The organism is Candidatus Neomarinimicrobiota bacterium, assembly GCA_021157965.1.
Lineage (GTDB): Bacteria > Fidelibacterota > Fidelibacteria > Fidelibacterales > Fidelibacteraceae > Fidelibacter.
This window is the reverse complement of record JAGGVO010000022.1, coordinates 1-22,848: the sequence shown is the minus strand read 5'-3', so window position 1 is coordinate 22,848 and position 22,848 is coordinate 1. Positions and strand designations below refer to the sequence as shown.

22 protein-coding genes are annotated in these 22,848 nt (G+C 48.5%); 2 read left to right on the top strand and 20 right to left on the bottom strand.

Going from position 1 to position 22,848, the window contains the following annotated elements:
- Positions 1-205, top strand: a 205-nt coding sequence (locus J7K63_02855) for a transposase (GenBank protein MCD6233966.1), incomplete at its 5' end; no start/stop codon positions are given.
- A gap of 31 nt (positions 206-236) precedes the next feature.
- Here J7K63_02855 and J7K63_02850 read toward each other — a convergent pair.
- From J7K63_02850 to J7K63_02755, 20 genes are all read right to left on the bottom strand, one after another.
- A complete protein-coding gene (locus J7K63_02850) occupies positions 237-467 on the bottom strand; it encodes a hypothetical protein (protein MCD6233965.1) in 231 nt (76 codons plus the stop codon).
- Positions 464-883 (bottom strand): hypothetical protein, encoded by a 420-nt coding sequence (locus J7K63_02845; protein ID MCD6233964.1) that lies wholly within the window; start codon positions 881-883, stop codon positions 464-466. Before J7K63_02845 ends, J7K63_02850 begins: the two co-directional genes overlap by 4 nt.
- Before the next feature lie 129 nt (positions 884-1,012).
- On the bottom strand, positions 1,013-1,489 hold the full coding sequence (locus J7K63_02840) for a hypothetical protein (protein MCD6233963.1): 477 nt from the start codon (positions 1,487-1,489) through the stop codon (positions 1,013-1,015).
- Positions 1,486-2,295, bottom strand: coding sequence for an XdhC family protein (locus J7K63_02835; protein MCD6233962.1), 810 nt, complete (start codon positions 2,293-2,295; stop codon positions 1,486-1,488). The genes J7K63_02840 and J7K63_02835 overlap by 4 nt, the downstream gene beginning before the upstream one ends.
- A gap of 95 nt (positions 2,296-2,390) precedes the next feature.
- Positions 2,391-3,113 (bottom strand): hypothetical protein, encoded by a 723-nt coding sequence (locus J7K63_02830; GenBank protein ID MCD6233961.1) that lies wholly within the window; start codon positions 3,111-3,113, stop codon positions 2,391-2,393.
- A 1-nt stretch (position 3,114) separates the two neighbouring features.
- On the bottom strand, positions 3,115-3,735 hold the full coding sequence (locus tag J7K63_02825) for a hypothetical protein (GenBank protein ID MCD6233960.1): 621 nt from the start codon (positions 3,733-3,735) through the stop codon (positions 3,115-3,117).
- Complete coding sequence (locus tag J7K63_02820; protein ID MCD6233959.1) at positions 3,732-4,595, bottom strand: FAD binding domain-containing protein; 864 nt, start codon at positions 4,593-4,595, stop codon at positions 3,732-3,734. Before J7K63_02820 ends, J7K63_02825 begins: the two co-directional genes overlap by 4 nt.
- The gene (locus J7K63_02815) at positions 4,589-5,059 is read right to left on the bottom strand and encodes a (2Fe-2S)-binding protein (protein MCD6233958.1); all 471 of its coding nucleotides are present in this window, start codon (positions 5,057-5,059) and stop codon (positions 4,589-4,591) included. The genes J7K63_02820 and J7K63_02815 overlap by 7 nt, the downstream gene beginning before the upstream one ends.
- Positions 5,049-7,142, bottom strand: a complete 2,094-nt coding sequence (locus tag J7K63_02810; protein ID MCD6233957.1) for a xanthine dehydrogenase family protein — start codon at positions 7,140-7,142, stop codon at positions 5,049-5,051. Before J7K63_02810 ends, J7K63_02815 begins: the two co-directional genes overlap by 11 nt.
- Before the next feature lie 2 nt (positions 7,143-7,144).
- Positions 7,145-7,720: a nucleotidyltransferase family protein gene (locus J7K63_02805; protein MCD6233956.1), complete on the bottom strand. Its 576-nt coding sequence runs from the start codon at positions 7,718-7,720 to the stop codon at positions 7,145-7,147.
- Positions 7,713-8,897 (bottom strand): threonine synthase, encoded by a 1,185-nt coding sequence (gene thrC, locus J7K63_02800; protein MCD6233955.1) that lies wholly within the window; start codon positions 8,895-8,897, stop codon positions 7,713-7,715. Before thrC ends, J7K63_02805 begins: the two co-directional genes overlap by 8 nt.
- Before the next feature lie 26 nt (positions 8,898-8,923).
- Positions 8,924-9,946, bottom strand: a complete 1,023-nt coding sequence (locus J7K63_02795) for an ornithine carbamoyltransferase (protein MCD6233954.1) — start codon at positions 9,944-9,946, stop codon at positions 8,924-8,926.
- A gap of 416 nt (positions 9,947-10,362) precedes the next feature.
- Complete coding sequence (locus tag J7K63_02790; protein MCD6233953.1) at positions 10,363-10,782, bottom strand: GxxExxY protein; 420 nt, start codon at positions 10,780-10,782, stop codon at positions 10,363-10,365.
- A gap of 43 nt (positions 10,783-10,825) precedes the next feature.
- Complete coding sequence (locus tag J7K63_02785; GenBank protein MCD6233952.1) at positions 10,826-12,007, bottom strand: YgeY family selenium metabolism-linked hydrolase; 1,182 nt, start codon at positions 12,005-12,007, stop codon at positions 10,826-10,828.
- On the bottom strand, positions 11,994-15,206 hold the full coding sequence (gene ygfK, locus J7K63_02780) for a putative selenate reductase subunit YgfK (GenBank protein MCD6233951.1): 3,213 nt from the start codon (positions 15,204-15,206) through the stop codon (positions 11,994-11,996). Before ygfK ends, J7K63_02785 begins: the two co-directional genes overlap by 14 nt.
- Positions 15,199-16,476 (bottom strand): amidohydrolase family protein, encoded by a 1,278-nt coding sequence (locus J7K63_02775; GenBank protein ID MCD6233950.1) that lies wholly within the window; start codon positions 16,474-16,476, stop codon positions 15,199-15,201. Before J7K63_02775 ends, ygfK begins: the two co-directional genes overlap by 8 nt.
- A 6-nt stretch (positions 16,477-16,482) precedes the next feature.
- Positions 16,483-17,820, bottom strand: a complete 1,338-nt coding sequence (gene allB / locus J7K63_02770) for an allantoinase AllB (protein ID MCD6233949.1) — start codon at positions 17,818-17,820, stop codon at positions 16,483-16,485.
- Positions 17,817-20,141 (bottom strand): molybdopterin-dependent oxidoreductase, encoded by a 2,325-nt coding sequence (locus J7K63_02765; GenBank protein ID MCD6233948.1) that lies wholly within the window; start codon positions 20,139-20,141, stop codon positions 17,817-17,819. Before J7K63_02765 ends, allB begins: the two co-directional genes overlap by 4 nt.
- Positions 20,142-20,145: 4 nt before the next feature.
- A complete protein-coding gene (locus J7K63_02760) occupies positions 20,146-20,622 on the bottom strand; it encodes a (2Fe-2S)-binding protein (GenBank protein MCD6233947.1) in 477 nt (158 codons plus the stop codon).
- Complete coding sequence (locus tag J7K63_02755) at positions 20,619-21,440, bottom strand: FAD binding domain-containing protein (protein MCD6233946.1); 822 nt, start codon at positions 21,438-21,440, stop codon at positions 20,619-20,621. The genes J7K63_02760 and J7K63_02755 overlap by 4 nt, the downstream gene beginning before the upstream one ends.
- Before the next feature lie 351 nt (positions 21,441-21,791).
- Between J7K63_02755 and J7K63_02750 the strand changes: the two genes are divergently transcribed.
- A partial coding sequence (locus tag J7K63_02750) for an indolepyruvate ferredoxin oxidoreductase (protein ID MCD6233945.1) occupies positions 21,792-22,848 on the top strand: 1,057 nt, incomplete at its 3' end.

Sequence of the window (22,848 nt, the reverse complement as noted above, 5' to 3'; positions counted from 1 at the left end):
GGAACGCCTGAATCAGGAGATTAAAAGGCGAACACGTGTCGCACGTCTTTTTCCCAATCAGGAATCGTGTCTGAGACTCATTACCGCCATACTTGTCGAACAACACGAAACGTGGATCTCGGGACGATTATACTTAAACTTTGATATTGATGAATGCGAGGTGAAAAACAATGCTATGCCTTTTTACAGAAAAAACGTTGCTTAATCTAAAAAAAGTTTCACGTTTCTTCAATTTTTCATGCCGGATCGTTAATGGAATCGAGTATTGCTAACATCTTTTCAAGATCCTTATGGAAAACCCAAAGTTCAATTTCAGAAAATGTACTTGAAGGGACTCTGAAATTTGTCGGACCAGATTTATCCACTATTTTAAAATCAATATCATTCTGTTTAAGCAATACAATTAATTTCCTGAAAAATGCAAAATCATAAAATGTGTTTATATAAATATAATCATCTTCCTTCATTTTTGTTTGGTTTTCCAAGCTATGATTGAAACGGGTATGAGATGTGCCAAAAGAATCAAAGCTACGGCAAGTACGATGCTCACTGGTTTATGAACTATAGCGAAGATAAGCAATAGAATTAATACAGATATACTAAAAATAGAATATCCTAATCTTAGTGCACTATTGGCGATTACTGCTTCTTGCTCCGTCAGATTTTTTGTGGTTTTATGTGTAAATTTCCATGATCCGGTTTTAACGGCACCGATGATAAATCCGACAATAAAAATTATGGCAAGGATAAATTCGGCAATGATTATAAAAGGAGTCCATAAATGTGCAGAAGACCATTCAAAAATCCATACCATGCCAATCAGGCTCAGGAATGTGAGAATTACACCCAATTTAGCATGTCCCGCAGGTGCCTTTGTTTCCATGAAAATTCTCCTTTGTAATTTGTTAATGAAAATTGTTGATGCAAATATTCATGTTTAATTTCATAGATCAATATAAAGTAATAAATTTTCAGATTCCAATATATCCCGAAAAAAAATAAAAAATTCTATTTAAACATAAATAATATGTGTTTTATCAGAATTCATACAATCAAGCAAGTCATTGATCCTGTTTTTCCGGATGCTGATATACAGATGCGTATTTTGTAATAATACTTTTTTAAAAATTGAATAAAAGCCCTTATGCAAATCCATTTCGATGGGACCGATTTCATCCAGGAAAAAAGGGGAAACATGATTTTTTAAGCACATGTGGGTAATAGCTTCCGCAAAGAAAAATGCCTGAACGGAAAATGTGTATTTCCCGTAGCGGATTTGTTCATCCCAGTTACTAGGGAGATTTTCAACCGGATAAGCGAAAGGTCGTTTTTTCCCGCTTTTCAAATGCAGGATATCATAGCGGACAAACCGGTCATTTTCAAAAACCTTTGGACACACAAAGCCGTCTCCCCGGGGATGCCGTTTAAACAATTCCAGCATTTTTGTTGTTTTGCCGGTATTGATATCACCGGTTATAATATGAATCATCCCTGATCCCGTAGATGTCCACCTTTAGATTGATAGCGGATTTTTTGAATTTCCGCGACGATTGAAATGGCGATGTCGTGTGGTAAGCCCCCGCCCGTATCCAGCCCCACGGGAATATAACAGACATCCGTATCTACCTCCGGTACAGCTTTTTTCAGTTCCTTCAGCATTATTTTCTGTTTCCGCCGTGAAGCCACCATGCCCACATAATGGGGTTTCCATCCTTCTTTAAATATCCGGTTTAATATAAGACTGTCCACCCGGTGTTCATAGGTTGCGATAATAAAATAACCGTCCGGTTCTACAGCCTTGTCGGATAATACCGTTTCAAAAGAACCATGGATCTTTTCATCTGCTCCCTGAAGAGTGTTTAAAACATCCTCCCGGTCGTCCACCACCGTAATAAAATAATCCAGAGCTTTCAAATGATAGACTATCGCCGAACCCACATGTCCCGCACCAAAGATATACACATGGTGTTTGGGAGCATAGTACTCAAAAAACAGAGTTGCCGTACCACCGCACATCATTCCGGTCTGAGTTCCTTCCCCTGAATCCTGCATGACAAATTCTTCCAGGTGATTTTTCTTTTCACTGAAAAGAGTCATGGCTTGTTCGACAGCCATTTTTTCCATGGCTCCACCGCCTACGGTCCCCAGAGTTGAACCGTCCGGATACACCAGCATCTTCGTTCCTGTCTCTGCCGGACCCGATCCGCTTTTTCTTACAACTGTTACCACAATTCCGCACCCCTTGCCTGAACTCAAACGGTGTATTTCATCGTGAATCAATTTTTCTTTTTTCATGGATTTATCTTGCCTTATTTAACATGGGTATTCAGAATATTCAGGATAAAACATTTGTTACCCGCCACCCCAAATTCATAATTAACCAATTCAATTCAGCATTCAGCATTCAGAATTCCCACATACTCAACTCCCTCCAAATACCGTGTCGGTGTAGCCATCAGCACCTGCTTTTTCACCAGGTCATAATCCCGGATAAGTGTGCCGCAGACGGCATGAAATCCATAATCAAAAAGGACCGGTGAAAGGGGTGTTGTGGGTCCCAGGATGATTTTATAACTCTCCGGGGACATGTGACGGATGACCTCGTGAAAGGTATGGTTGGTTAAGGTGGTTGCCGTCAGGGCGACTACCTCCGCCCGGGGAAGTTGCTCAGAGATATCCCTTTCTCTCCAATCTCCTTCCCGTGGGAATTTTTCAAAGATCATGAGTTCTTTGTATTGTTCCCGGTTTTCATTGAGAAAGGGAAAGTGCCCGATCACACCGACGGTTTTTCCCCGGCCTTTATCCAGTACGATATCTTTTGCATTGACGGTTACATAATCGGAGTCTCTCCCTGCCCAGTAACAGTTAATGGCTGCCATCCCCAGAGAAGCGGCAAGCATATTATCTGAACAGACGAGCTCTGCCAGTTCCCTGAGATTCTTTCGCTCCAGGACCTTTACTTCATCAATCCGGTCATGAACGTTTCCATATTTGATGGTAGAGGCGATTCCAATGTTTTTACCCGTTTTTACAAGAACCGAGAAGACCCCGACAATGATTTCATCGACATCCAGTGAGGGGATGTCCTTCAGGAGTTTATCATAGATGGTCATGTCAGATCAGGCGGGTTCCGGCTTCCAACAGAATTGCAACCAGAATCAGCAATCCGGGTTGAAGGTAGCTCAATCGGAGTGAATCAAGAGAAAGGACCCCCACGGGATGACGCAACCAGGTTCCCATCATCAAAGAGCCAACGATTCCGCTCAGCAGTATATATCCTCCCAAAGGCAATACGGGAAGGAGATAGAGTCCCTCGGCGGGGCGGAAAATCAACGTTTGGACAAGGACAAGGAGCCCTATGTGAATTATTGTCATAGCAAAAGTTTTGACATAAACCCTCTCCCGGTTTGCCGTACTTGTCACGAAGGCAAAAATCACCAGAGATTCCAGAAGGATAGAAACTGCCGGATTGATTACGCTTATGGGTGATTGAAGAGGAATAGCCAGTCCCGTGAGTTTAATACCTGCAGCGATACATCCCGCCATGAGAACACCGGATTGCATACCGGATGACTTATACAGGTTGAACATAAGATAGAAGGCGACGGGAAACATGATGATGCCCGCGACACCGGTTGGAAATAAGTGAAGCAGATATCCCAGGGTGGCTTCTGCAAGTCCCCACAATCCGCCGTAAAAGAGGACGGGTTTAAGATATTTTTTGTTCTCACTCATAGTGTATCTCCTTGATTTTTTTCCAGGTGGTTCAGAAAATCTTTCAGAATATTAAAACAGACATTTTTCCGGTATTCGGCACTGGACCGGGCGTCGTCAATGGGTTGAATCAGCGGATCGTATAATTCCCGAATCTCGTCAAAGCGGAATTTCAGGTCTGTTACTGTTTCTCCGATAAGGGAGTTTTCAATATCCCGGGAACGGACAACCGTCGGGGCGACGGCCCCGAAAGCCATGCGCAGATCTTCCACATACCCGTCCAGCACTTCCGCCAGTCCGTGAAAGGATGCCTTGGTCAGGCTCATTCCCCGGCGTTGCCCCACTTTCCTGTAGTAGGTGACGGGGAAATCCGTATCCGGGATGATAATATCCGTCAGCAATTCATCTGGGTTCAGATTGGTCCTTTTGGGTCCGGTAATAAAATCTTCAATGGCGATCCTTCTTTCAAAGGCATAGTTTTCCAGGAGGATTTCTGCATCGGCGGCATACAGAAAGGGGAGGGTATCGCCGGCCGGAGAGGCATTGCAGAGATTGCCTCCCAGGGTTGCCAGATTTCTGGAGGGTGGTGATGCCATCAGGGATACGGCTTTTTTAAAAGTTTCGGGAATGAGGGGACTGTGGAGCAGTTCGGAAAGTAATACAGCCGGACCGATATGGATAAAGCCTTCTTTTTTCTCTATCCGGCGGAGTTCAGGCAGGTGGCCGATAAAGAGCAACGGTTTTTCAAAACCGGGTCTCAGGCCTGTCCCCCGGGCTTTTTGCACCATGAGATCCGTTCCGCCGGCAATGGGAAAGCAATTCATCTCGCTCCGTATTTTTAAAGCTTCAATCAGATTCCGGGGGCGGTAACCGTCTACCATAATCCCTCTCCTTTCTCCGCAGCCAGGCGGACCGCTTTAAAAATCATCTGATAGCCCGTACACCGGCACAAATTACCAGAAAGGCCTTCCCGTATTTGTTCCTCCGTAGGATGGGGGTGTTCATTCAACAGAGATTCCACCGACATCACGAATCCGGGCGTACAAAATCCGCACTGGACTGCACCCGCTTCTATAAAGGCTTCCTCAATCACTTTTCCCCGGGGCGTTTTTTTAAACCCTTCCGGTGTGAGGATGGATTTTCCTTCCAGGTATCCGGCAGGAATCAGGCAGGAATTCACCGTTTTCCCGTCCATAAGTACCACACAGGCGCCGCACTCTCCCTCACCACAGCCCTCTTTCACCGCAGTAAGGTGAAAATCCTCCCGGAGGATATCCAGTAGTCGCCGGGCAGGGTGGACGTCTATCTTTTTTGTTTCGCCGTTTAATGTGAATTCAATCTTCATGTTTATCTAACTCCATGAGCTTTTCGGGGGTCATGGGGATTTCTTTTATGGGAATTCCCAGAGCATTGGATACGGCAGCCGCTACAGCCGGCGGAGCACCGGTCATGGGGAGTTCTCCTGCACACTTGGCGCCGAAAGGACCGAATTCGTAGGGATTGTTGATAAAATCACAGACGATTTCAGGTATATCCATGGAAGTTGGTACCTTATAATCCGTCAGGTTGTGTTGTATCAGTCTGCCTTCTTTGGTTTTCATGACCTCAATGGCGGCCCACCCGGCTCCCTGGACAATACCTCCCTCCATCTGTCCCCGCAATGCCCGCTCGTCAATTGCCCGGCCCACATCGTAAACCGCTGTGATCTTCCGGATATGAATATTATATGTTACCGGATCAATCATGACATCAGCCACATTCACTCCCCAGGAATAGGTGGGATAGGCATTTCCGTGAAAGGTGTCGTTATCCCATTCCAGAAAATCGGGATGATGGTATACTTTGCTGATTTCAAATTCCTCTCCTTCATTCCACCGGGATTTCATCTCTTTTGCTGCCGTTCGCAGGAGTCCGCCTACAATCATAATTGTTCGGGAAGCGACGGTCGGACCCGAATCGGGGACAAGTCCCGTATCCCGTATTTCGCACACCACCTTTTCAATGGGTAAATCCAGTGTGTAGGCTACTATTTTCCGAAGGGTTGTGTCTGCACCCTGCCCCATTTCCACACTTGAGACTTTTAATATGACCCGGTCTTTGGTTTTCCGGAGGATGATTTTCCCTTTGATGGTTTGCTCACCGTTTCCTGTAAATCCACACCCATGAAGAAAAAGGGAGATGCCCGTCCCGGTGAATTTCTTTTTCCTCCGGATTTTTTGACGGTAATTCGATAAATCCAGAGCCCTTTCTACCAGTTCCGGGAGGATGACCTTATCGTGGATTTTTCCGCCGGTGCAGGAAGGATCCCCCTGCTTCAGGATATGCTTCATTTTAAACTCAAGCGGATCGAGTCCCAGTGAAACGGCGATGTTGTGCATCAGCATTTCTGTGCCGAAAATGGACTGGGGTGCGCCGAATCCCCGGAATGCTCCGGATGGGACGGTATGGGTCCGGAAATTCCGCCCCCGTACTTTCAGATGATGAAAATTGTAAACATTGGTGGCCGAGAATATGCCCCGCTGCAGCACCACGGGGGAAAGCCCCGTATAAGCTCCGGCATCATATAATATGTCAATATCCAGAACGGTTACCCGGTTGTTATCATCGAGTCCCGCTTTGTACCGGATAAGGGCCGGATGACGCTTGGTGGAGCATATAATATCTTCATCCCGGTCGTAGATGAGGATGACGGGACGTTGAGTGACCTGTGCTGCTATGGCGGTATGGCAGGCTGTAAGGGAGGGGAACTCTTCCTTGCCGCCGAATGCCCCGCCGGTTGTTGTCTGGATGACCCGGATTTTGTCTGCCGGCATGTTCAGGGCTTCAGTAAGGGCGCCTTCGGCGTAAAAGGGGCATTGCATGGAGCCATAGACAAAAACGGTATCGCCTTTCACTTCCGCCGCCATGCCCTGTGGTTCCAGGTACACATGTTCCTGAAGTCCCGTTCGGTATTCATCTTCAATAATTTTCGAAGCCTGTTCAAACGCCTTGTCCGGTTCCCCTTTGGAAAAAGAGTATTCCGTGAAAATTTGGTTTTTATTCTCTGATTCCTCCAGGGTAAAGACCGCCGGGAGATCTTCGTAGTCAATTCGGATTTTTTGTGAGATTTGGTAGACTGTTTCCCGGCCGGGACCTGCGACCAGGAGGATGGGTTGACCAATATACAGCACTTCATCCTCTGCAAAGATGGGATGATCCGATACCACGGTCCGCATGCGGTTTTTTCCGGGGATGTGGGATTTATCAATGATAAAACAATCCTCCGGAAGATCAGGCAGATGAATATCCAATATTTTGGCGTGTGGACGCGTACTGCGGACGGTTTTCAGGTAGAGGGGATTTTCAAAGGCCATATCGCCGATATACCGGGCTTCACCACGGATTTTTTCTTTGGCATCGGTCCTCTTAACGGATTTACTGATGGACATTTTCACGGTGTCATCTCACGAATATAGGTTTGAATTTTTTTTAAATCGTCGGGATTATCCACATCCATTCCGATCCCGGGATCATCCACGTCGAGGAGTGTTACATCCCGGCTGTGTATATAATCCCTGAGAATACTATTTTCAGGCAGGGATAATATCCCCGGAATATGGGAAGATGTAAAAAGCACGGGGTGTCCTTTTTTTCCCTTATATCGCGGAACAATAAGTGTCCCTTCCGCTTTAAGCATCTGCCGGAAAGTGTCCGGTTTAACTACAGGCTGATCGCCGGGCACCAGGAAGAATTTTTCCCCTTTCACCGCCCGAAGGCCACACTGCACAGAGGAAAACATCCCCAATTCATATTTTTCATTGAAAACAAGAAGCAGATCCGAGTCACCGACACATAAATCCCGAAGGGTTTCAAAAGCGTGTCCTCCAACGATGATAATCCGGTCACAGACGGAACGCATACTGTCGATACAATGCCTGATCAGGGGTTTACCGTTCAAAAGAAGGGCCGGTTTGAATGCCTCCGCCCGCTGTGAAAATCCCGCTGCAAGAATCACACCCTCAATCATGATCCAGTTCCTTCAGGGATGTAATGGCCTGATTCGGAAAAACAATCCCTTTTTGTGCGGTCCCGGTATCTTTCAGTCCGTTTCCGGTGATCAGCAGCACTACTTTTTTATCCTTCGAAATGGAATTCTTTATTTTGAGGAATCCTGCATAGGATGCGGCGGCAGCCGGTTCGGCAAAGAGTCCGGACTCGGAAGAGAGATCTTTTTGAGCCTGAAGGATTTCCTCATCGGTCACCGTCACACAGGATCCGTTGTTTTCTTTCAGTTGTTTCAGGGCGTAGTAGCCGTTTCGGGGAATATCCACAGAGATGGAATCGGCCAGAGTACAGGCTGTGACAGGTGTGAAACTTCCCCTTTTCAGGGCTTGTGCAATGGCATCACTGCCCTTCGCCTGGACTGCCACAACATGGGGAATCCGGTCGGTAAATCCCTGTTCTTTCAAATCCCGGAACCCTTTATACACCCCGCTTAAAATCACACCGTCACCCACGGGAACAAATATCACGTCGGGGATATCTTCCAACTGGTGAAAAATTTCCAGGGCAACGGTCTTTTTGCCTTCGATGGTAAGGGGATTATATGCGGTGTTCCGGCTTAAGGTCCCGCCTTTTTGGCTGTATGCCAGGGAAAGGTTAAATGCCTGGTCGTAATTGCCGTCCACAGGAATCACCCGGGCACCGTATTGGAGGGCCTGGATTATTTTGGCTTTCGGTGCGGATTTGGGCAGAAAAAGGGTGATTTGGAGTCCGGCTGCGGCGCCGATTCCTGCCATGGATGAACCGGCATTGCCGGTGGATGCGACGGTGATTTCACGAATGCCTTCCCGGCGGGCAAAAGCTGCCACCAACAGGGAGGCTCTGTCTTTCAAGGAACCGGTTAACTGCCGGGTATCGTCTTTCAGGTAAAGACGGGGAAAGCCGGTTTTATCCAGAAGCCGCTCAGGCTGCCACAGAGGTGTGGCTTCAAGGGGCACTGGTGGAAAATATTTCTTTTCCACCGGCAGAAAAACGAATGGATCGTCCGGGTTGGCAATTCGACCATCCAACACAACTTCGAGAATTCCCCGAAGCGGTTCATCCGGAGACTGACTCCCGGCACAGTCCGGGCAGACCATCCGGTCCGGACGGATCTCATATTCCCTGCCACATTCTGAGCATTTATAGAAAAAGTGTATCATAGGTTCATACTTTTTTAAATCAGAATCTAAGGCCTTCCGCCCATGGTGAGTGACATGACGGCCTTAGCCGTATGGAGACGGTTTTCCGCTTCGTCGTAGATAATGGAAGCCGGTCCGTCAATCACGGCATCGGTAACTTCCTTACTACGGTCTGCCGGTAGGGCGTGCATGTATTTTACTTCCGGTGACGCCAGCTTCATCCGGCGCTCGTCGCAAATCCAGTCCCTGTGTTTTTCCAGATTGGCCTTCATCTCTTTTTTGCAGGCCTCTTCGTTGGCATTGTATTCATCAAAATTCCAGTTTCCGAATCCGCCCCAATTCTTGGGGATGACAATGTGAGCCCCTTCAAAACCTTCGTCCATGTCTTCCGTGTACCGGAGTGAACCTCCGTATTTTTTGGCGTTTTCACCGGCCTGTTTCACCAGAAAATCGGGGAAGGGGAATTCTTTGGGCGCTGCAATGGTTACATCCATGCCGAAACGGGGAAACATGAGGAATTGTGAAATAGGCACGGAGAGAGGTTTGGCATGGGATGTGGCATAGGCCCAGGAGATGGTTACCTTTAAACCTTTTGTGTTGGTCCCGAAATATTCACGGATGGTCATCAGGTCGGCAATCACCTGCATGGGGTGGTACAGGTCGTCCTGAAGGGACATGACCGGGATGGCGGCATGATTTGCAAGTTCGTTCAGGTAGGGATTTCCGATACCGTAAAAGCAGTTCCGGCAGGCAATGCCGTGTCCCATTCGTGAGAGGACCATGGCTGTGTCTTTGGCTGATTCCCCGTGGGATAACTGCATTTTGTCCGGTGTCAGATCGTGAGCGTGCCCACCCAACTGGGTCATTCCCGCTTCCATGGAATTCCGCGTCCGGGTGGATTGTTCAAAAAACATCATAAACAGGGTCTTATCCTGTAAAAGACGGTGTGCTTCACCCATGGCGAAGCGACGCTTTAAATCGGATGCCACATTCAGGACCATCTCAATTTCCTGATTGGTCCAGTCCTGAAATGTAATCAGGTGTTTTCCGTGTAAGAGTGTTTGAGGCATTGTTACTCCTTCTAAGTTAACCGCTGAGTTCGCAGAGAACGCGGAGATTTACTTTTTAAGTTTACCGCGGAGTTCGCAGAGAACGCGGAGTTTTACTTTTTTGGTTTACCGCGGAGTTCGCTGAGAACGCGGAGATTTACTTTTTAAGTTAACCGCGGAGTTCGCAGAGAACGCGGAGTTTTTCCTTTTTTGGTTTACCGCTGAGTTCGCAGAGAACGCGGAGTTTTTCCTTTTTTGGTTTACCGCTGAGTTCGCAGAGAACGCGGAGATTTACTTTTTAAGTTTACCGCTGAGTTCGCAGAGAACGCGGAGATTTACTTTTTAAGTTAACCGCGGAGTTCGCAGAGAATGCGGAGATTTCCTTTTTTGGTTTACCGCTGAGTTCGCAGAGAACGCGGAGTTTTTCCTTTTTTGGTTTACCGCGGAGTTCGCTGAGAACGCGGAGTTTTTCCTTTATAATTATTCACGACTCGCTTGAGTCCATCTTTCAGAATAGGTACATTAAAATTTATCAGTAGTCCCACCTGTAATTTTGTTATTTTCAGATAATTCAGAAGTTGTGCCTGATCAAGATTTGTCATTTTGTTGACGGCTTTACATTCGACAACCAGTTGGTTATCGATAAGAAAATCACAACGAAAGCCTTTTTCGATAACAATATCTGCATAATGAACCGGTAACGTTTTTTCTCTTTCAAAAGTGATTCCGGCTTTTTGAAGTTCATATGCCAGTGCTGCCTGATAGACTGATTCCAGAAAACCAGGGCCAAGATTCTTATGAACGTTGATTGCCATTCCTATTATTTTTTCAGTCAACTTATTAATATCATCATCCATAAATCATCTCATTTTCCTCTGCGTTCTCCGTGTTCTCTGCGGTTTATAGTAGGTATGGTATCAGGGTGTAAAATGCCGTGGCTTTTTCCAAATGATCAATCGGTGTTTTTTCATTGGGAGCATGGGCAAAAATTTCATTTCCCGGGCCGAAGCCGATACAGGGGATACCGTGGCGGCCACAAAGAGAAACACCATTGGTGGAAAAGGTCCATTTGTCGACACGCGGTTTTTCATTGAAAAGCGTTTCATAGGTTTTTGTTCCGCTTTGTACCAGGGGATGATCTTCCGGAATTTTCCAGGTGGGGAAATATTTTTCAATTTTATAAACAGTACCCTGATAGCCGGGTCGGTCATATTCAGGGACTTCAATATTGACATCATTGCCGCAAATGGCTTTCAGTTCCGACAGGGCACTTTCCTTATCTTCTCTCCAGGTCAGGCGCCGGTCGATATGCATGCGGGCAACATCAGGGATGGCGCACAGAGAGGGTGACTGGGTCTGCAAGAGGGTGGCTGCAATGGTCCCTTTGCCCAGGAATGGGTCTGAGCGGAGGTTTTCATTCAGTTTTTCGATTTCCAGGGCAACTTTTGAAGCGGAATAGATGACATTTTTCCCCCGTTCCGGCGCGGATCCGTGGGCGGAAAGCCCTTTGAAATAAATCTCCACTTCCATCCGTCCCCGGTGTCCCCGGTAAATTCCCAGATTGGTGGGTTCGGTGATTACGGCCACGTGAGGGACCAGTTTTTCCTCGTTGATCAGGTATTCCCAGCACATGCCGTCGCAGTCTTCCTCCATAACGGTAAATGTGAAATACACGGAATATTCCCCGTCGTACTTCATCCCGGTCAGAATGCGGGCGGCGGTGATCATGGACGCTGCGCCCCCTTCCTGATCCACCGTTCCCCGGCCATGGACAAAGCCGTCTTTGATAATTCCGGAAAAAGGCGGCAATTCCCACTGGGATTCGTCTCCCGTATCCACCGTGTCGATATGGGCGTCGATGGCCAGGACTTTCGGTCCGTTTCCCACCCGGGCGATACAATTCCCCAGAGCATCGATCCTCACATTTTGGACTCCTGCCGATTGAAGGAGCTCTTTAATTTTAAGAACCACTTCTTTTTCCTCACAGCTAACTGAGGGGATTTTCACCATTTCAGAGAGGTAACGGGCTGTGTCATCCCGGTAATCACGGGCTTTTTGTCGTATGTATTCAGCTGTTTTCATAACCAATCCTTTCATGTATCAGTGTCTTTCTTATCAAACTCATGGTTACAGCATCGTGCAGGCGGATTTCTTTCCGTACAGGGGCAGAGATATCTATGCTGCGGATTTCAAAGGACTTTTGATCCAGTATTAGGGAAAAATTCTTCCCTTCGTACAGCCAGGCATTTTTTGTTTCACTCAGAGAAAAAATTTCCCCTTCTTTTTTATACCGGAGGGTTTGATCTTTCAAAAAAAATCCTTCCTTCAGTGCCCGGAAACTCTCTTCCGTCAGGGCCACTTTGGGTTTGTCTTTGTAGGGAGCCCCGGCTGTGGGACAAAAAGTCGTGCAGTTTCCGCATTCATTGCAAAAATCTTCAATATTCAAAACCTGGTACGCTTGGCGGATCCGGTACAGGCTGTCGTCCTGTATTTGTATCTGTTTATGATCCCAAATGATTTTTTTCAGGGGGAGCTCAAAGGGTTCCACGGTATAGGAGATGTTTGCCCGGTTGGGACACACGGTCACGCAGATATCGCAGACCTCGTCACACAGCAGGCAGCGGGACGCCTCGGTAACGGCTTTGTCGTGTGTTAATGTCAGTTCTACAAGGCTTTGGCTGTCCCGCTTTTCCAGGGGGATTTCTTCGGGGTGCACGCCGGGAACAATCCTTGCCCGGGCTTGATGGTGTTCACGATGTGAACGGCTTTCCCGGGGGATGGTAAGCCGGGCTGTTTCAAGTGCCTGTCCGCAACGGTCCAGAATGACCCGGGCCGTCCGCCGCCCGTCCCCGATGGCTTTAATAATGGTGGATGCACCCCGCCAGGCATCGCCGCCGATAAATACATTGGGAATACCGATTTCCCGGGTTTTATCATCCTGAAGTTCCAGGACTTCTTCCGGGATAAAATCAATAACCCGTTCCTGGCCAAAGGCGGGAATAATGGTATCCACCGTTAAGGTAAATGTACTGCCGGGAATTTTAACAGGCCGGCGTCTGCCGGAGGCATCCTTTTCCCCCGGTTTCATGCGGTTGCAAACCAACCCGGTGACATGTCCCTTATCAGACAGGATTTTTTCCGGTGCCGCCAGTTCAATCAGTTCAATGCCCTCTTTCAAGGCAGCCGTGATTTCATCCTGATCGGCAGGCATTTCACGCCGGGTCCGGCGGTAGATGATGGTCACTTCCCCGTTGTTGCCTGACAGTCGTCTGGCCGTCCGTGCTGCATCCATGGCCGTATTTCCGCCGCCCAATATGATGATCTTTTTTCCTTTGAGGGATTTTATCCCTTTACGCGCACCGGATAAAAAAACCAGGGGATCCAGGAGTCCGTCGTTGACATCATCCCCCGGAATAGGAACCTTCAGGGATTTCTGTGCTCCCACTGCAATGTATACAAAATCACTCTTTTTCCGGATGGATTTAAAACGGTTCCGGTCAATGGTTTGGGATGTATGGATTCTCACACCCAGTTTTTCGATGCGGCGGATATCCTCCTGCAGGGCTTTTTCCGAAAGACGGAATTTTGGGATGGCATCGGCTGCCATGCCACCGGGAAATGCTTTGGTTTCATACACATCCACATCGAATCCGGAAAGAATGAGAAAATAGGCGCAGGCCAGTCCGGATGGTCCGGCCCCGATGATTGAAACCCGTTTGCCGTTTTTGTGTGACGGAGGAATGAGTTCTTCCGCCGGGGCGTTTTCTGCTACATAGCGTTTGATATCCCGGATGAGCAGGGCGTTTTCGTAGTTGATCCGGGTGCATTTGGTCTGGCACAGGTGATCACAAACCATCCCCGTGACAGAGGGAAAGGGATTGGTTCCGAGTATGACCCGGAAGGCGTTGGGAAGGTCGTCCCGGACTGTGCGGTACATATATTCGGGGATATTCTGGTTGGCGGGACAGGTTCCCACACAGGGAGCGGCAATACAATCGAATGGTTTTAGTTCCCGTTCTGTTTTGATGTTGGGATATGTGGCATGGTAAAGAGGATTCTGTACGACGTTTTGTGCGTATTGTTCGAGAAAACGCCGGGTTTCCGCTGAATATGGATCCGGCAGAGACCTGATTTTTTCAAAATACTGTGAAAGACGGCCGTATCCTCCCGGTTTTAAAAGATCCGAACAGACGGTGACCGGAGAAAAACCGCAGGACAGCACATCCTGAATATTGTGGACGGTCACGCCGGCACAAAAAGAGACAGGCAGACGGGGGAATTCCTGACGAACCATGCCGGCTACATTTATACTGACGGGGTGGAGGGTCTTTCCGCTCATGTACATGGCATCTTCACTGAATACATCCTTGTGATTCAAAACTTCCAGTGTGTTTGTCAGTTTGACACCGAAATGAAGCCCCCCTTTTTTCGCTTTGTCCTGGAGGGACCGGATGACTTTTTTCGCCGCATCCCAGGTGATATCATGTTCAAAGGCCACATCGGGGATCTTTGTTTCGTAATTAAGTTTTCTCAGGATATCCCGGATTTTATCGGCGCCCAAAAGAGTGGGATTGAGTTTGATATAGGTGTGGAGTTTTTTCTCCTCCAGCAGATATGTCCCGATTTTTTCGATTTCATCAGGTGGACATCCGTGCATGGTGGACAAGGTAATGTTGTTTGACATGCAGTCCGGAATATTCAGTTCATCCACTGCCGGGTACAGATTCCGGATTTCATCCAACAGGGCTTCTTTCTCCGCCCGACAGTCCGCCATTTTATGAAAAAACCACTGGATATTCTCTTTGAGAATGCCGGCCATGTCGTAGCCTACGCTCATATTGAAGACTGTTCCAACAGGACCTTTCCACCGGAATTTGTGGTGGAGCAGATGAATCAATATCCAGGCTTTCAGATATTCGGTAAAAGATTCCTCGATTTTCAATTCCTGGGACCACTCGCAGTTGTAGCCTTCATCCTGAAGATCAATACAGGGTTTTGAGACGGTGATTTCATCCAGCGTCTGGACCGTTTTCAACTCGATGTACCGGGCACCGCAGAGCCAGGCGGATACAATATTCTGGGCCATCTGGGTATGGGGGCCTGCCGCCGGGCCCAGGGGTGTATCCAGGGGTTGACCAAAGATTTCCGTTTTAAAAGGATCGCTGTCCGCCGGTGTAAAGAAGAGGGAATCGTATATTCCGAATGCCCGTCCCTGTTCCAGAGAACGGAGCAAATATGATGTGAGGGTCCGAAAAGGAACAATCCCGAAACGGTCACTCATGATACACCTTATACAATTTTTTTACGGCATTCCGGACATCATGACGGATTTTTTCTTCATCAAAGGTTTTGAATTCCCCCTTCTCCCAGAGGATGGTGCCGTTGGCGATGGTCATATACATTTCCTGTCCCTGTACACCGAAAATCAAATGATACAGTAAATTATCCAGCGATATGGGTGTAACGGGAACATAATCCGTGACGGCGATATCGGCATCAAATCCTTCCTTCAGGGTTCCGGCATTGGGGAAATACCGTTGAATCAGTTCTGCCGGTCGTTGAAAAAGAATGTTCAGCGGTTCGTCAATGTTTCCGTTCCGCAGCAGAAAATGGGATCGCAGGGTGCCAAGGATATTTCCCGTCATGCCGTCTGTGCCCAGAATATAGTTCTTGATCCGGTCCGTATTCATCATCCCCACATTGTTATTGGCATTGGACTCGGGATTGGAAATGACTACGGGACTTGTCTTTTCGAGCCATTCATAGTCTTTTTCGGACAGGTGAATGCAATGGGCCAGAAGGGAGTTCCGGTCCAGAAGCCCGAATTTTACCAGCCGGTCTACCGGTCCGGCTGTCCCTTGTTTTATACAGAAATCAAAATCCGACTTATCTTCGCCGCAATGGATATGGATGGGCATGTCCGGTGGTTTGTTGTCTGCTATATATGTCATGCTCTCATCACTCAGGGTGAAATTGGCATGGAGTCCAAGGAGGCCCTGAATCCGGGGATTCCCTTTATGTTCCTCATAAAAGCGGATATTCTCCTCCAGGTGCTCCTTTACTGCCTCTTTTCCCATCCGGTCGGAAATTTCATAACAGAGAAGTCCTTTCAGGTTCGTTTCAATAAAAGCTATTTCCAAAAAATTCAGACTCTTTTTCACGGTATTCATGGAAGCATGGTGATCGAAGACGGTGGTTACGCCGAATTTAATGGACTGGAGCAGCCCGTGCAGGGCGGAATAGAGGCTGGTTTCCTTATCCAGGGACTGATCCAGATGCCACCAGAGATTTTCCAGGATCTGCTGAAAATTTTCTGTGGGGCCGACGGGAGCGAGTCCCGTTGCCAGGGCGGAATATAAATGATGGTGAGGATTCAAAAGTCCGGGCAGTACAAGCCGGCCCTTCAGATCGTAAAACCGGACGCCTTCCTTTTTCAGTTCCTCTGTTTTTCCCATACGGATGATTTTGCCGCCGGAAATTTCCAGAGCCCCGTTTTCTATAAGGGTGGAGAATCCGTCTGTAATCACAGCATTACCGAGTATATAGGTCATAAACACTTATCCTTTTTGTAAAAAATGTCCGGTACCGGGAGGGACCGTTATCCCTTTATCCGCGTCGTAGATGATTTGTCCACGAAGCAGGGTTTTCATGATTTTTCCCTCGAAAGTCAGTCCTTCAAAAGGTGTAATTTTCCCTTTGGAATAAAAGTCTTTCCCCCGGATGCTTGTGGTTTTGTCCGGATCCAGGAGGATCAGGTCCGCATCTTTTCCCGGTTCAATGGATCCTTTCCGGTCAAAGAGTCCGTACCGTTTGGCCGCATTTTCTGATGTAACCTTTAAAAAACGGTCTAAGGGCATTTTTCGCCGGACCAGTCCTTCAGAGTACAGATACGGAAAAAGTGTGCCTGTGCCGGGAATACCGGAATAATCGGTCCAGGCGGAGCCGGTGTTTTTCTGAGACGCCGGGGCAGGGGCGTGGTCGGACGCTACAAAATCCAGGATGCCCGTCATCAGATATTTCCACAGCTTTTCCCCATTTCCCGGAGATTTGACCACGGGCGTAGTTTTCAGTGCGCCGCCGATTTCCTCAAAATCCTCGCAGGAGAATTCCAGGTAGTGGGGACAGGTTTCACCGGTAACGAAGGGTTTTCCTGCCAGATATTCCGCTGCTTCCGCCGTGCCGATGTGGACGATATGGAGAGATCCTCCGGTAGCCTGAGCCAGATCCACGGCATTTTTTATGGCGATCAGCTCTGCCTGTTCCGGCCGGGAGGTGTAAAAATTCTGCCAGTCCGAACCCTTTCCCCGCTCTTCCGCTTCATAGCGGGTTACCGTGTCATAATCTTCTGCGTGGAGAAGGACAGGGCGTTTTACTTTAGCCGTCCTCTTTAAAACATAAGCAAATTGCTCAAAAGTCAGCCGGTGAAATGTTTCCATCCCCGATATAAAATAGGTTTTAAAACCTACCACATGAGGGGCCAGTTCAGAGATATTTTTGTCAGGGTCATTCTCAAAACACTGTCCGGAAACACCGCCGAAAAAGGCAAAATCCACAACACTTTTATTTCTTACGGCATCCAGTTTTTTGTGGAAATTTTTCAGTGTGGTAACAGGCGGGACAGATGTACACGGCATATCAATCACAGTTGTAACACCACCGGAAGCAGCGGTCCGGCTGCCATGGGTAAAATCCTCCCGTTCCGTATATCCCGGATCATTAAAGTGGACATGGGGGTCTATGGCGCCGGGAAAGACCAGCAATCCTTCCGCATCAAAAATATCACTTCCCGAAAGGTTGGGACCGGTCCGGACGATTTTACCGTTTTTGATCTCAATATCCAGCGGGAGAAAGGATTTTTCGCCTGGAAGGGCGATATAACCGTGTTTTATAATCAAAGTTTACCTGCTTCCTTTAATGCTGTGTAGACTTTATCCGGCGTAAAAGGCGCCTGGTACAGGCGGACGCCCACGGCATCGTAGATGGCATTGGCGATGGCGGGCATGGACACGTTGATGCCGATTTCCGCCACCGATTTGGCGCCGAAGGGACCTGTTTCTTCGTGGGATTCCACGATATGGGTTTTCATTTCCGGCAGATCCGCCGCAGTAAATATTTTGTAATCCTTAAAATGGGCGTTGATCAGATTTCCTTTTGACGTGAAAACGTACTTTTCCGCCATGGCATAGGAGAGTCCGTTCACCACGGCGCCTTCTACCTGCCCTTCCGCCAGAACGGGGTTAATGGCCTGTCCGCAATCCACGGCCGTGGCCACCCGCAGCAGATCCACTTTTCCGGTTCGCCGGTCCACATCCAGTTCGACAAAATGGGCGATAAATGGCGGCGGGGACTCGGGAGCGGTGTGAGAAGCCGAGGCCTGAATCTGGAACTGGTCTTTCGTATAGAGGGCAAAGACGGCAATGTCAGATAATGAGACCGCTTCACCTGTCTTCTTGTTTTTTACGGATTCATCCGCCAGAACAAGGTCTTCTCTGTCCCAGCCTTTCATGGCAACAGCCACATCAAAAATCTGTTCACGGATCTTTTCGGCACATTTTTTTACGGCACCGCCGGAGATGTAGGTGGTAGAAGACGCGTATGCCCCCACATCAAAAGGTGTGCGGTCTGTATCGGAAGAGAGGACGATGATTTTATCCGGTCCCACCCCCAGCACTTCGCCGGCGATCTGTGCCAGGATCGTGTCGGAGCCGGTCCCGATATCGGTGGCTCCCACATCCAGGTTAAAGGAACCGTCATCGTTGATTTTCATGGAAGCGGCCCCCATATCGATGAGGGGAATGCCGGAGCCCTGCATGGCCACAGCGGCACCGATGCCCCGGACCTTGTCACCATTGGTAATCTGTTTACCCCGTTTTTCCTTCCAGCCGATGGCCCTGGCCCCCCAGTCCAGACAGGCATCCAGCTTGCAGGATTTCACCGTCTGGGTCACCCCTTCCGTTCCCTCACCGATGGCTTTGAAAACCTGGGATGTTTCCCCTTCGCGGATATGGTGTTTTTTAACAAAATCGATAAAATCCACATGGAGTTTCCGGGAAATGATATCAATATGCTGGTTTAATGCAAAATAGCCCTGGGTGGCACCGTATCCCCGGTAAGCGCCGCCAACGGGAAGATTTGTATAGACGGACCGGCCCAGAAAATGGAGGTTTTCAATTTTATTCAACAGGGGCAAAACCTTGGCTCCGCAATTGGAAAGAACCGTCAGGGCGTGGGTTCCGTAAGCCCCGGAATTTAAGAGAGTGTTCATATCCAGGAAGGTAATGTCCCCGTTTTTTTTTACGCCCATTGTCAGGCGGGTTCGCACCGGATGGCGGGTTCGTGAGGAGCGGAAGACTTCCTCCCGGGAAAGGATGAGTGTTGCAGGTTGTTTCAATTGAATGGTGACCCAGGCGGCCAGTTGTTCCAGCATCACCTCCTGTTTGGCACCGAATCCGCCGCCGATACGGGGTTTTACGACCCGGATTTTTGAGAGGGGAAATTCACAGACTTTCGAGACAATCCGGCGGACATGAAAGGGGACCTGGGTGGATGAAATGATGACAAGGCGGCCCATCTCATCGAAAAACGTTTTTACGGAATGGGGCTCAATGGCACAGTGAGAGGCGTAATGGGCATAATAGGTTTCATCTACTGTAAAATCTGCATCTGATGCACCTTTTTTCAAATCTCCGAATCCGATTTCTACTTCTGCCGCCAGGTTTTTATCCGGATTATAGACCGCGGGAATTGCAGCATGATGATCGGATCCGTGGAGTTTGGGTGCATCCGGCTCCATGGCTTTTTCTGCATCAAAAAGGGGTTCAAGTATTTTATAGTCCACCCTGATTTTTTTCAGGGCTTCTTTTGCTTCATTCAGACTTTTTGCAGCCACCATAGCCACTTTGTCACCCACAAAGCGGACCTTTTTGTCAAAGAGTACCGTGTCGTAGGGAGAGGGCTCCGGAAATCCCTGTCCGGCAGTTGTATGAAGGATGGGCTTCACATTTTTATAGTGGAAAACACCCACTACACCCGGAGATTTCCGTGCTTCCGAGTCGTCAATATCCAGGATATCGGCATGGGCATGGGGAGAGTAAAGAAGGGCAAGATACAGGGAATCTTTTACAACGAAATCATCGGTGAATTTATGATTTCCGGTAGCCAGGGAAAGGGAATCGATCTTCAGCTCCGCCTTGCCGACGCGTGTATATTTTTTCATGATCTTATCCGTTGTCTTGAGTTTCCCGGAGTCTTTTGGCTGCCATTTGTACCGCTTCGATAATTTTCACATAGCCGGTACAGCGGCACAGGTTTCCGTCCAGGGCATTTTTTATCTCCTCTTCAGAAGGATCAGGATTTTCCCGAAGGAGGGCGTATGTTGCGGTGATCATTCCCGGTGTACAGAAGCCGCACTGGACTGCCCCGGCTTCCACAAAGGCTTCCTGGATGATATGGGGTGTGTGCAAGGTGCCGATGCCGCGGACCGTGGTGATGGATTGACCTGCTGCCGAAGCGGTCAGTACCTGGCATGAATTTACCGGTTTATTGTTCAGAAGGATGACACAGGCACCGCAGACTCCTTCCAGGCATCCGTTTTTCACTTCAGTATATCCATGATTCCGAAGCGTAATCAACAAACGCTCATCCGGTTCAAAGGTGAAGGTCCGGAGACTTCCGTTTACTGTAAATTCTGCTTTCATGATTTGCCTCCTGCCAGCCGGGCGACCATGCGACCCAGTTCAATAGACGCCTTTACAAAGAGATATTCGGGATCGGTTCCCGCTTTTTTCCCAAAGGAAAGTCTGCACCGTTTTTCAATTTCCGGGATATTCACGGTTTTTAAGGATTGTCCTTTGAGCCAGGCTTCCATTTCCTTCAGCCGGGTGAATTTTGTCCGGGTTCCCACGGCAATGAGCCGGGCGTCACGGATTGTTCCCTGATTTGTTTTTAAAACGATCGTCAGATTGAAGAGGGGCATATCCCGCTGAGTCCGGACTTCCCGGTAATGGGCACACAGGCCGCAATCCAGGGGGATTTTCACGGATGTGATCACAGTGCCGCTCCGGAGTTTTTTTTGCGTGAGGTAATCCTCTACGGAATATTCTCCGCCGGATTTTCCTTCCAGTGTCAGGCGGGCATCCAGGGCCATGAGGGGACCTGTCAGATCGGACCAGGGCGGTGCCATAGCCAGCGTTCCGCCCAGGGTAATCCGGTTCCGGAGGGGTGTACTGGCAGAATGGTGCAAAGAATGAACCAGGAGATGATCCGGGTTCAGTTTTTTAAGATAGGATAGCACATCGGCATAGGTACACAGACTGCCGAAGGTGATGAGGCTTTTTTCGGATGTGATGTCTTTCAGGGGGAGTCTGTTCAAATCCACAAGACCCTTAACACCTTTCAGGTCACTCATAAGCAGACCGGTCCCCCCGCTGTGGAGAAAAACCTTGTCCGATTCAGAAAGTCCGGCTGCCTCTGCCGGGTTGTCGGGATAATACCACGTGATTATTTTCATAGTCATGAAATTTCCGGTGAATTTGGGGAAATGTCAAGGAAACAAGTGGACAGTCGGCAGTCGGCAGTCGTCAGTCATCAGTCGACAGGATTGGTCAACTTGTTACGCGTCACTTCTTGAGTCGGCAGTGGACAGATAAATCGCAAGGGATGAGAGACGCAAAATTTTGTGTCTGTATGATTGTAGCCGGCAACAGGGATCGATTTTAAATCATTAATTACTTATTGAGAAGGATAGGGCAGGTTGGGAAAAAGGGAATGGGATCATTCATGTTTTGTTCATTTAGTCAAATTTTCGTATTTTAAAAACACTATGATTCGTGAAATGAATTTCTGATTAATAAGATAAGGATAAAGAATGGATAAACTGCTTTTGCTTGGCGATGAAGCCTTTGCTCAAGGGGCGCTGGATGCGGGATTGTCGGGTGCTTTCGGGTATCCCGGGACACCGTCGACGGAGATAATTGAATATATTCAGCGGGAGAGTGATGCGGCTGACAGAGGTGTCAAACGGGACTGGTCCGCTAATGAGAAAACGGCCATGGAAGCGGCTCTTGGAATGTCTTATACGGGAAAACGGGCGATTGTGACCATGAAACATGTGGGACTCAATGTGGCGGCGGATCCCTTTATGAATTCGGCCATTACCGGTGTACACGGCGGATTGCTGATTGCCGTGGCCGATGATCCCTCCATGCATTCTTCTCAAAATGAACAGGATTCCCGTTTTTACGGCAAGTTCGCCATGATTCCGGTACTGGAGCCTTCAAACCAGCAGGAAGCCTACGATATGGCCCGGACGGGATTTGAACTGTCCGAGCGCTTCCACTTGCCGGTGATGGTCCGCCTGACAACCCGGCTGGCTCATTCACGTTCACTGATCGTGCGCCAAAAAATCCTGAAAGAGAATCCTCTCTCTTTACCCGGGGATCCGAATCAGTTTATGCTTCTTCCCGCGTTTGCCCGGAAAAAATACCGTAAACTGCTGGAACAGCAGGATAGGCTGGTGCAGGCGGCGGAAAAATCTACATACAATCATTTTGCCGATGGTTCGGATCACTCGCTGGGCATTGTGGCCTGCGGCCTGGCTTACAATTACCTGATGGAGAATTTCTCCGAAAATGAATGTCCTTATCCGGTGGTGAAAATCGGTCAGTATCCCCTGCCGGGAAAAATGCTTCATGAACTCCGGTCCCGGTGTAATACTCTGTTGATCCTGGAAGAGGGGATGCCCGTTGTGGAAGAGATGATCCGGGGTGTTTTCGGTGCGGACGGACTATCTGTGAAAGGCCGGCTGGATGGCACATTACCCCGGGATGGCGAACTGAATCCGGGACTGGTACGAAAAGCTTTGGGACTCCCCCTGAAAGAAAGCTATAAAGAACCCGAGTTTATGGTCCCCCGGCCGCCGGCTC

Coding starts and splice junctions, on each gene's coding strand:
- J7K63_02850 (MCD6233965.1), bottom strand. CDS start 467: ATGAAGGAAGATGATTATATTTATATAAACACATTTTATGATTTTGCA.
- J7K63_02845 (MCD6233964.1), bottom strand. CDS start 883: ATGGAAACAAAGGCACCTGCGGGACATGCTAAATTGGGTGTAATTCTC.
- J7K63_02840 (MCD6233963.1), bottom strand. CDS start 1,489: ATGATTCATATTATAACCGGTGATATCAATACCGGCAAAACAACAAAA.
- J7K63_02835 (MCD6233962.1), bottom strand. CDS start 2,295: ATGAAAAAAGAAAAATTGATTCACGATGAAATACACCGTTTGAGTTCA.
- J7K63_02830 (MCD6233961.1), bottom strand. CDS start 3,113: ATGACCATCTATGATAAACTCCTGAAGGACATCCCCTCACTGGATGTC.
- J7K63_02825 (MCD6233960.1), bottom strand. CDS start 3,735: ATGAGTGAGAACAAAAAATATCTTAAACCCGTCCTCTTTTACGGCGGA.
- J7K63_02820 (MCD6233959.1), bottom strand. CDS start 4,595: ATGGTAGACGGTTACCGCCCCCGGAATCTGATTGAAGCTTTAAAAATA.
- J7K63_02815 (MCD6233958.1), bottom strand. CDS start 5,059: ATGAAGATTGAATTCACATTAAACGGCGAAACAAAAAAGATAGACGTC.
- J7K63_02810 (MCD6233957.1), bottom strand. CDS start 7,142: ATGTCCATCAGTAAATCCGTTAAGAGGACCGATGCCAAAGAAAAAATC.
- J7K63_02805 (MCD6233956.1), bottom strand. CDS start 7,720: ATGATTGAGGGTGTGATTCTTGCAGCGGGATTTTCACAGCGGGCGGAG.
- thrC (MCD6233955.1), bottom strand. CDS start 8,897: ATGATACACTTTTTCTATAAATGCTCAGAATGTGGCAGGGAATATGAG.
- J7K63_02795 (MCD6233954.1), bottom strand. CDS start 9,946: ATGCCTCAAACACTCTTACACGGAAAACACCTGATTACATTTCAGGAC.
- J7K63_02790 (MCD6233953.1), bottom strand. CDS start 10,782: ATGGATGATGATATTAATAAGTTGACTGAAAAAATAATAGGAATGGCA.
- J7K63_02785 (MCD6233952.1), bottom strand. CDS start 12,007: ATGAAAACAGCTGAATACATACGACAAAAAGCCCGTGATTACCGGGAT.
- ygfK (MCD6233951.1), bottom strand. CDS start 15,206: ATGAGTGACCGTTTCGGGATTGTTCCTTTTCGGACCCTCACATCATAT.
- J7K63_02775 (MCD6233950.1), bottom strand. CDS start 16,476: ATGACCTATATACTCGGTAATGCTGTGATTACAGACGGATTCTCCACC.
- J7K63_02765 (MCD6233948.1), bottom strand. CDS start 20,141: ATGAAAAAATATACACGCGTCGGCAAGGCGGAGCTGAAGATCGATTCC.
- J7K63_02760 (MCD6233947.1), bottom strand. CDS start 20,622: ATGAAAGCAGAATTTACAGTAAACGGAAGTCTCCGGACCTTCACCTTT.
- J7K63_02755 (MCD6233946.1), bottom strand. CDS start 21,440: ATGACTATGAAAATAATCACGTGGTATTATCCCGACAACCCGGCAGAG.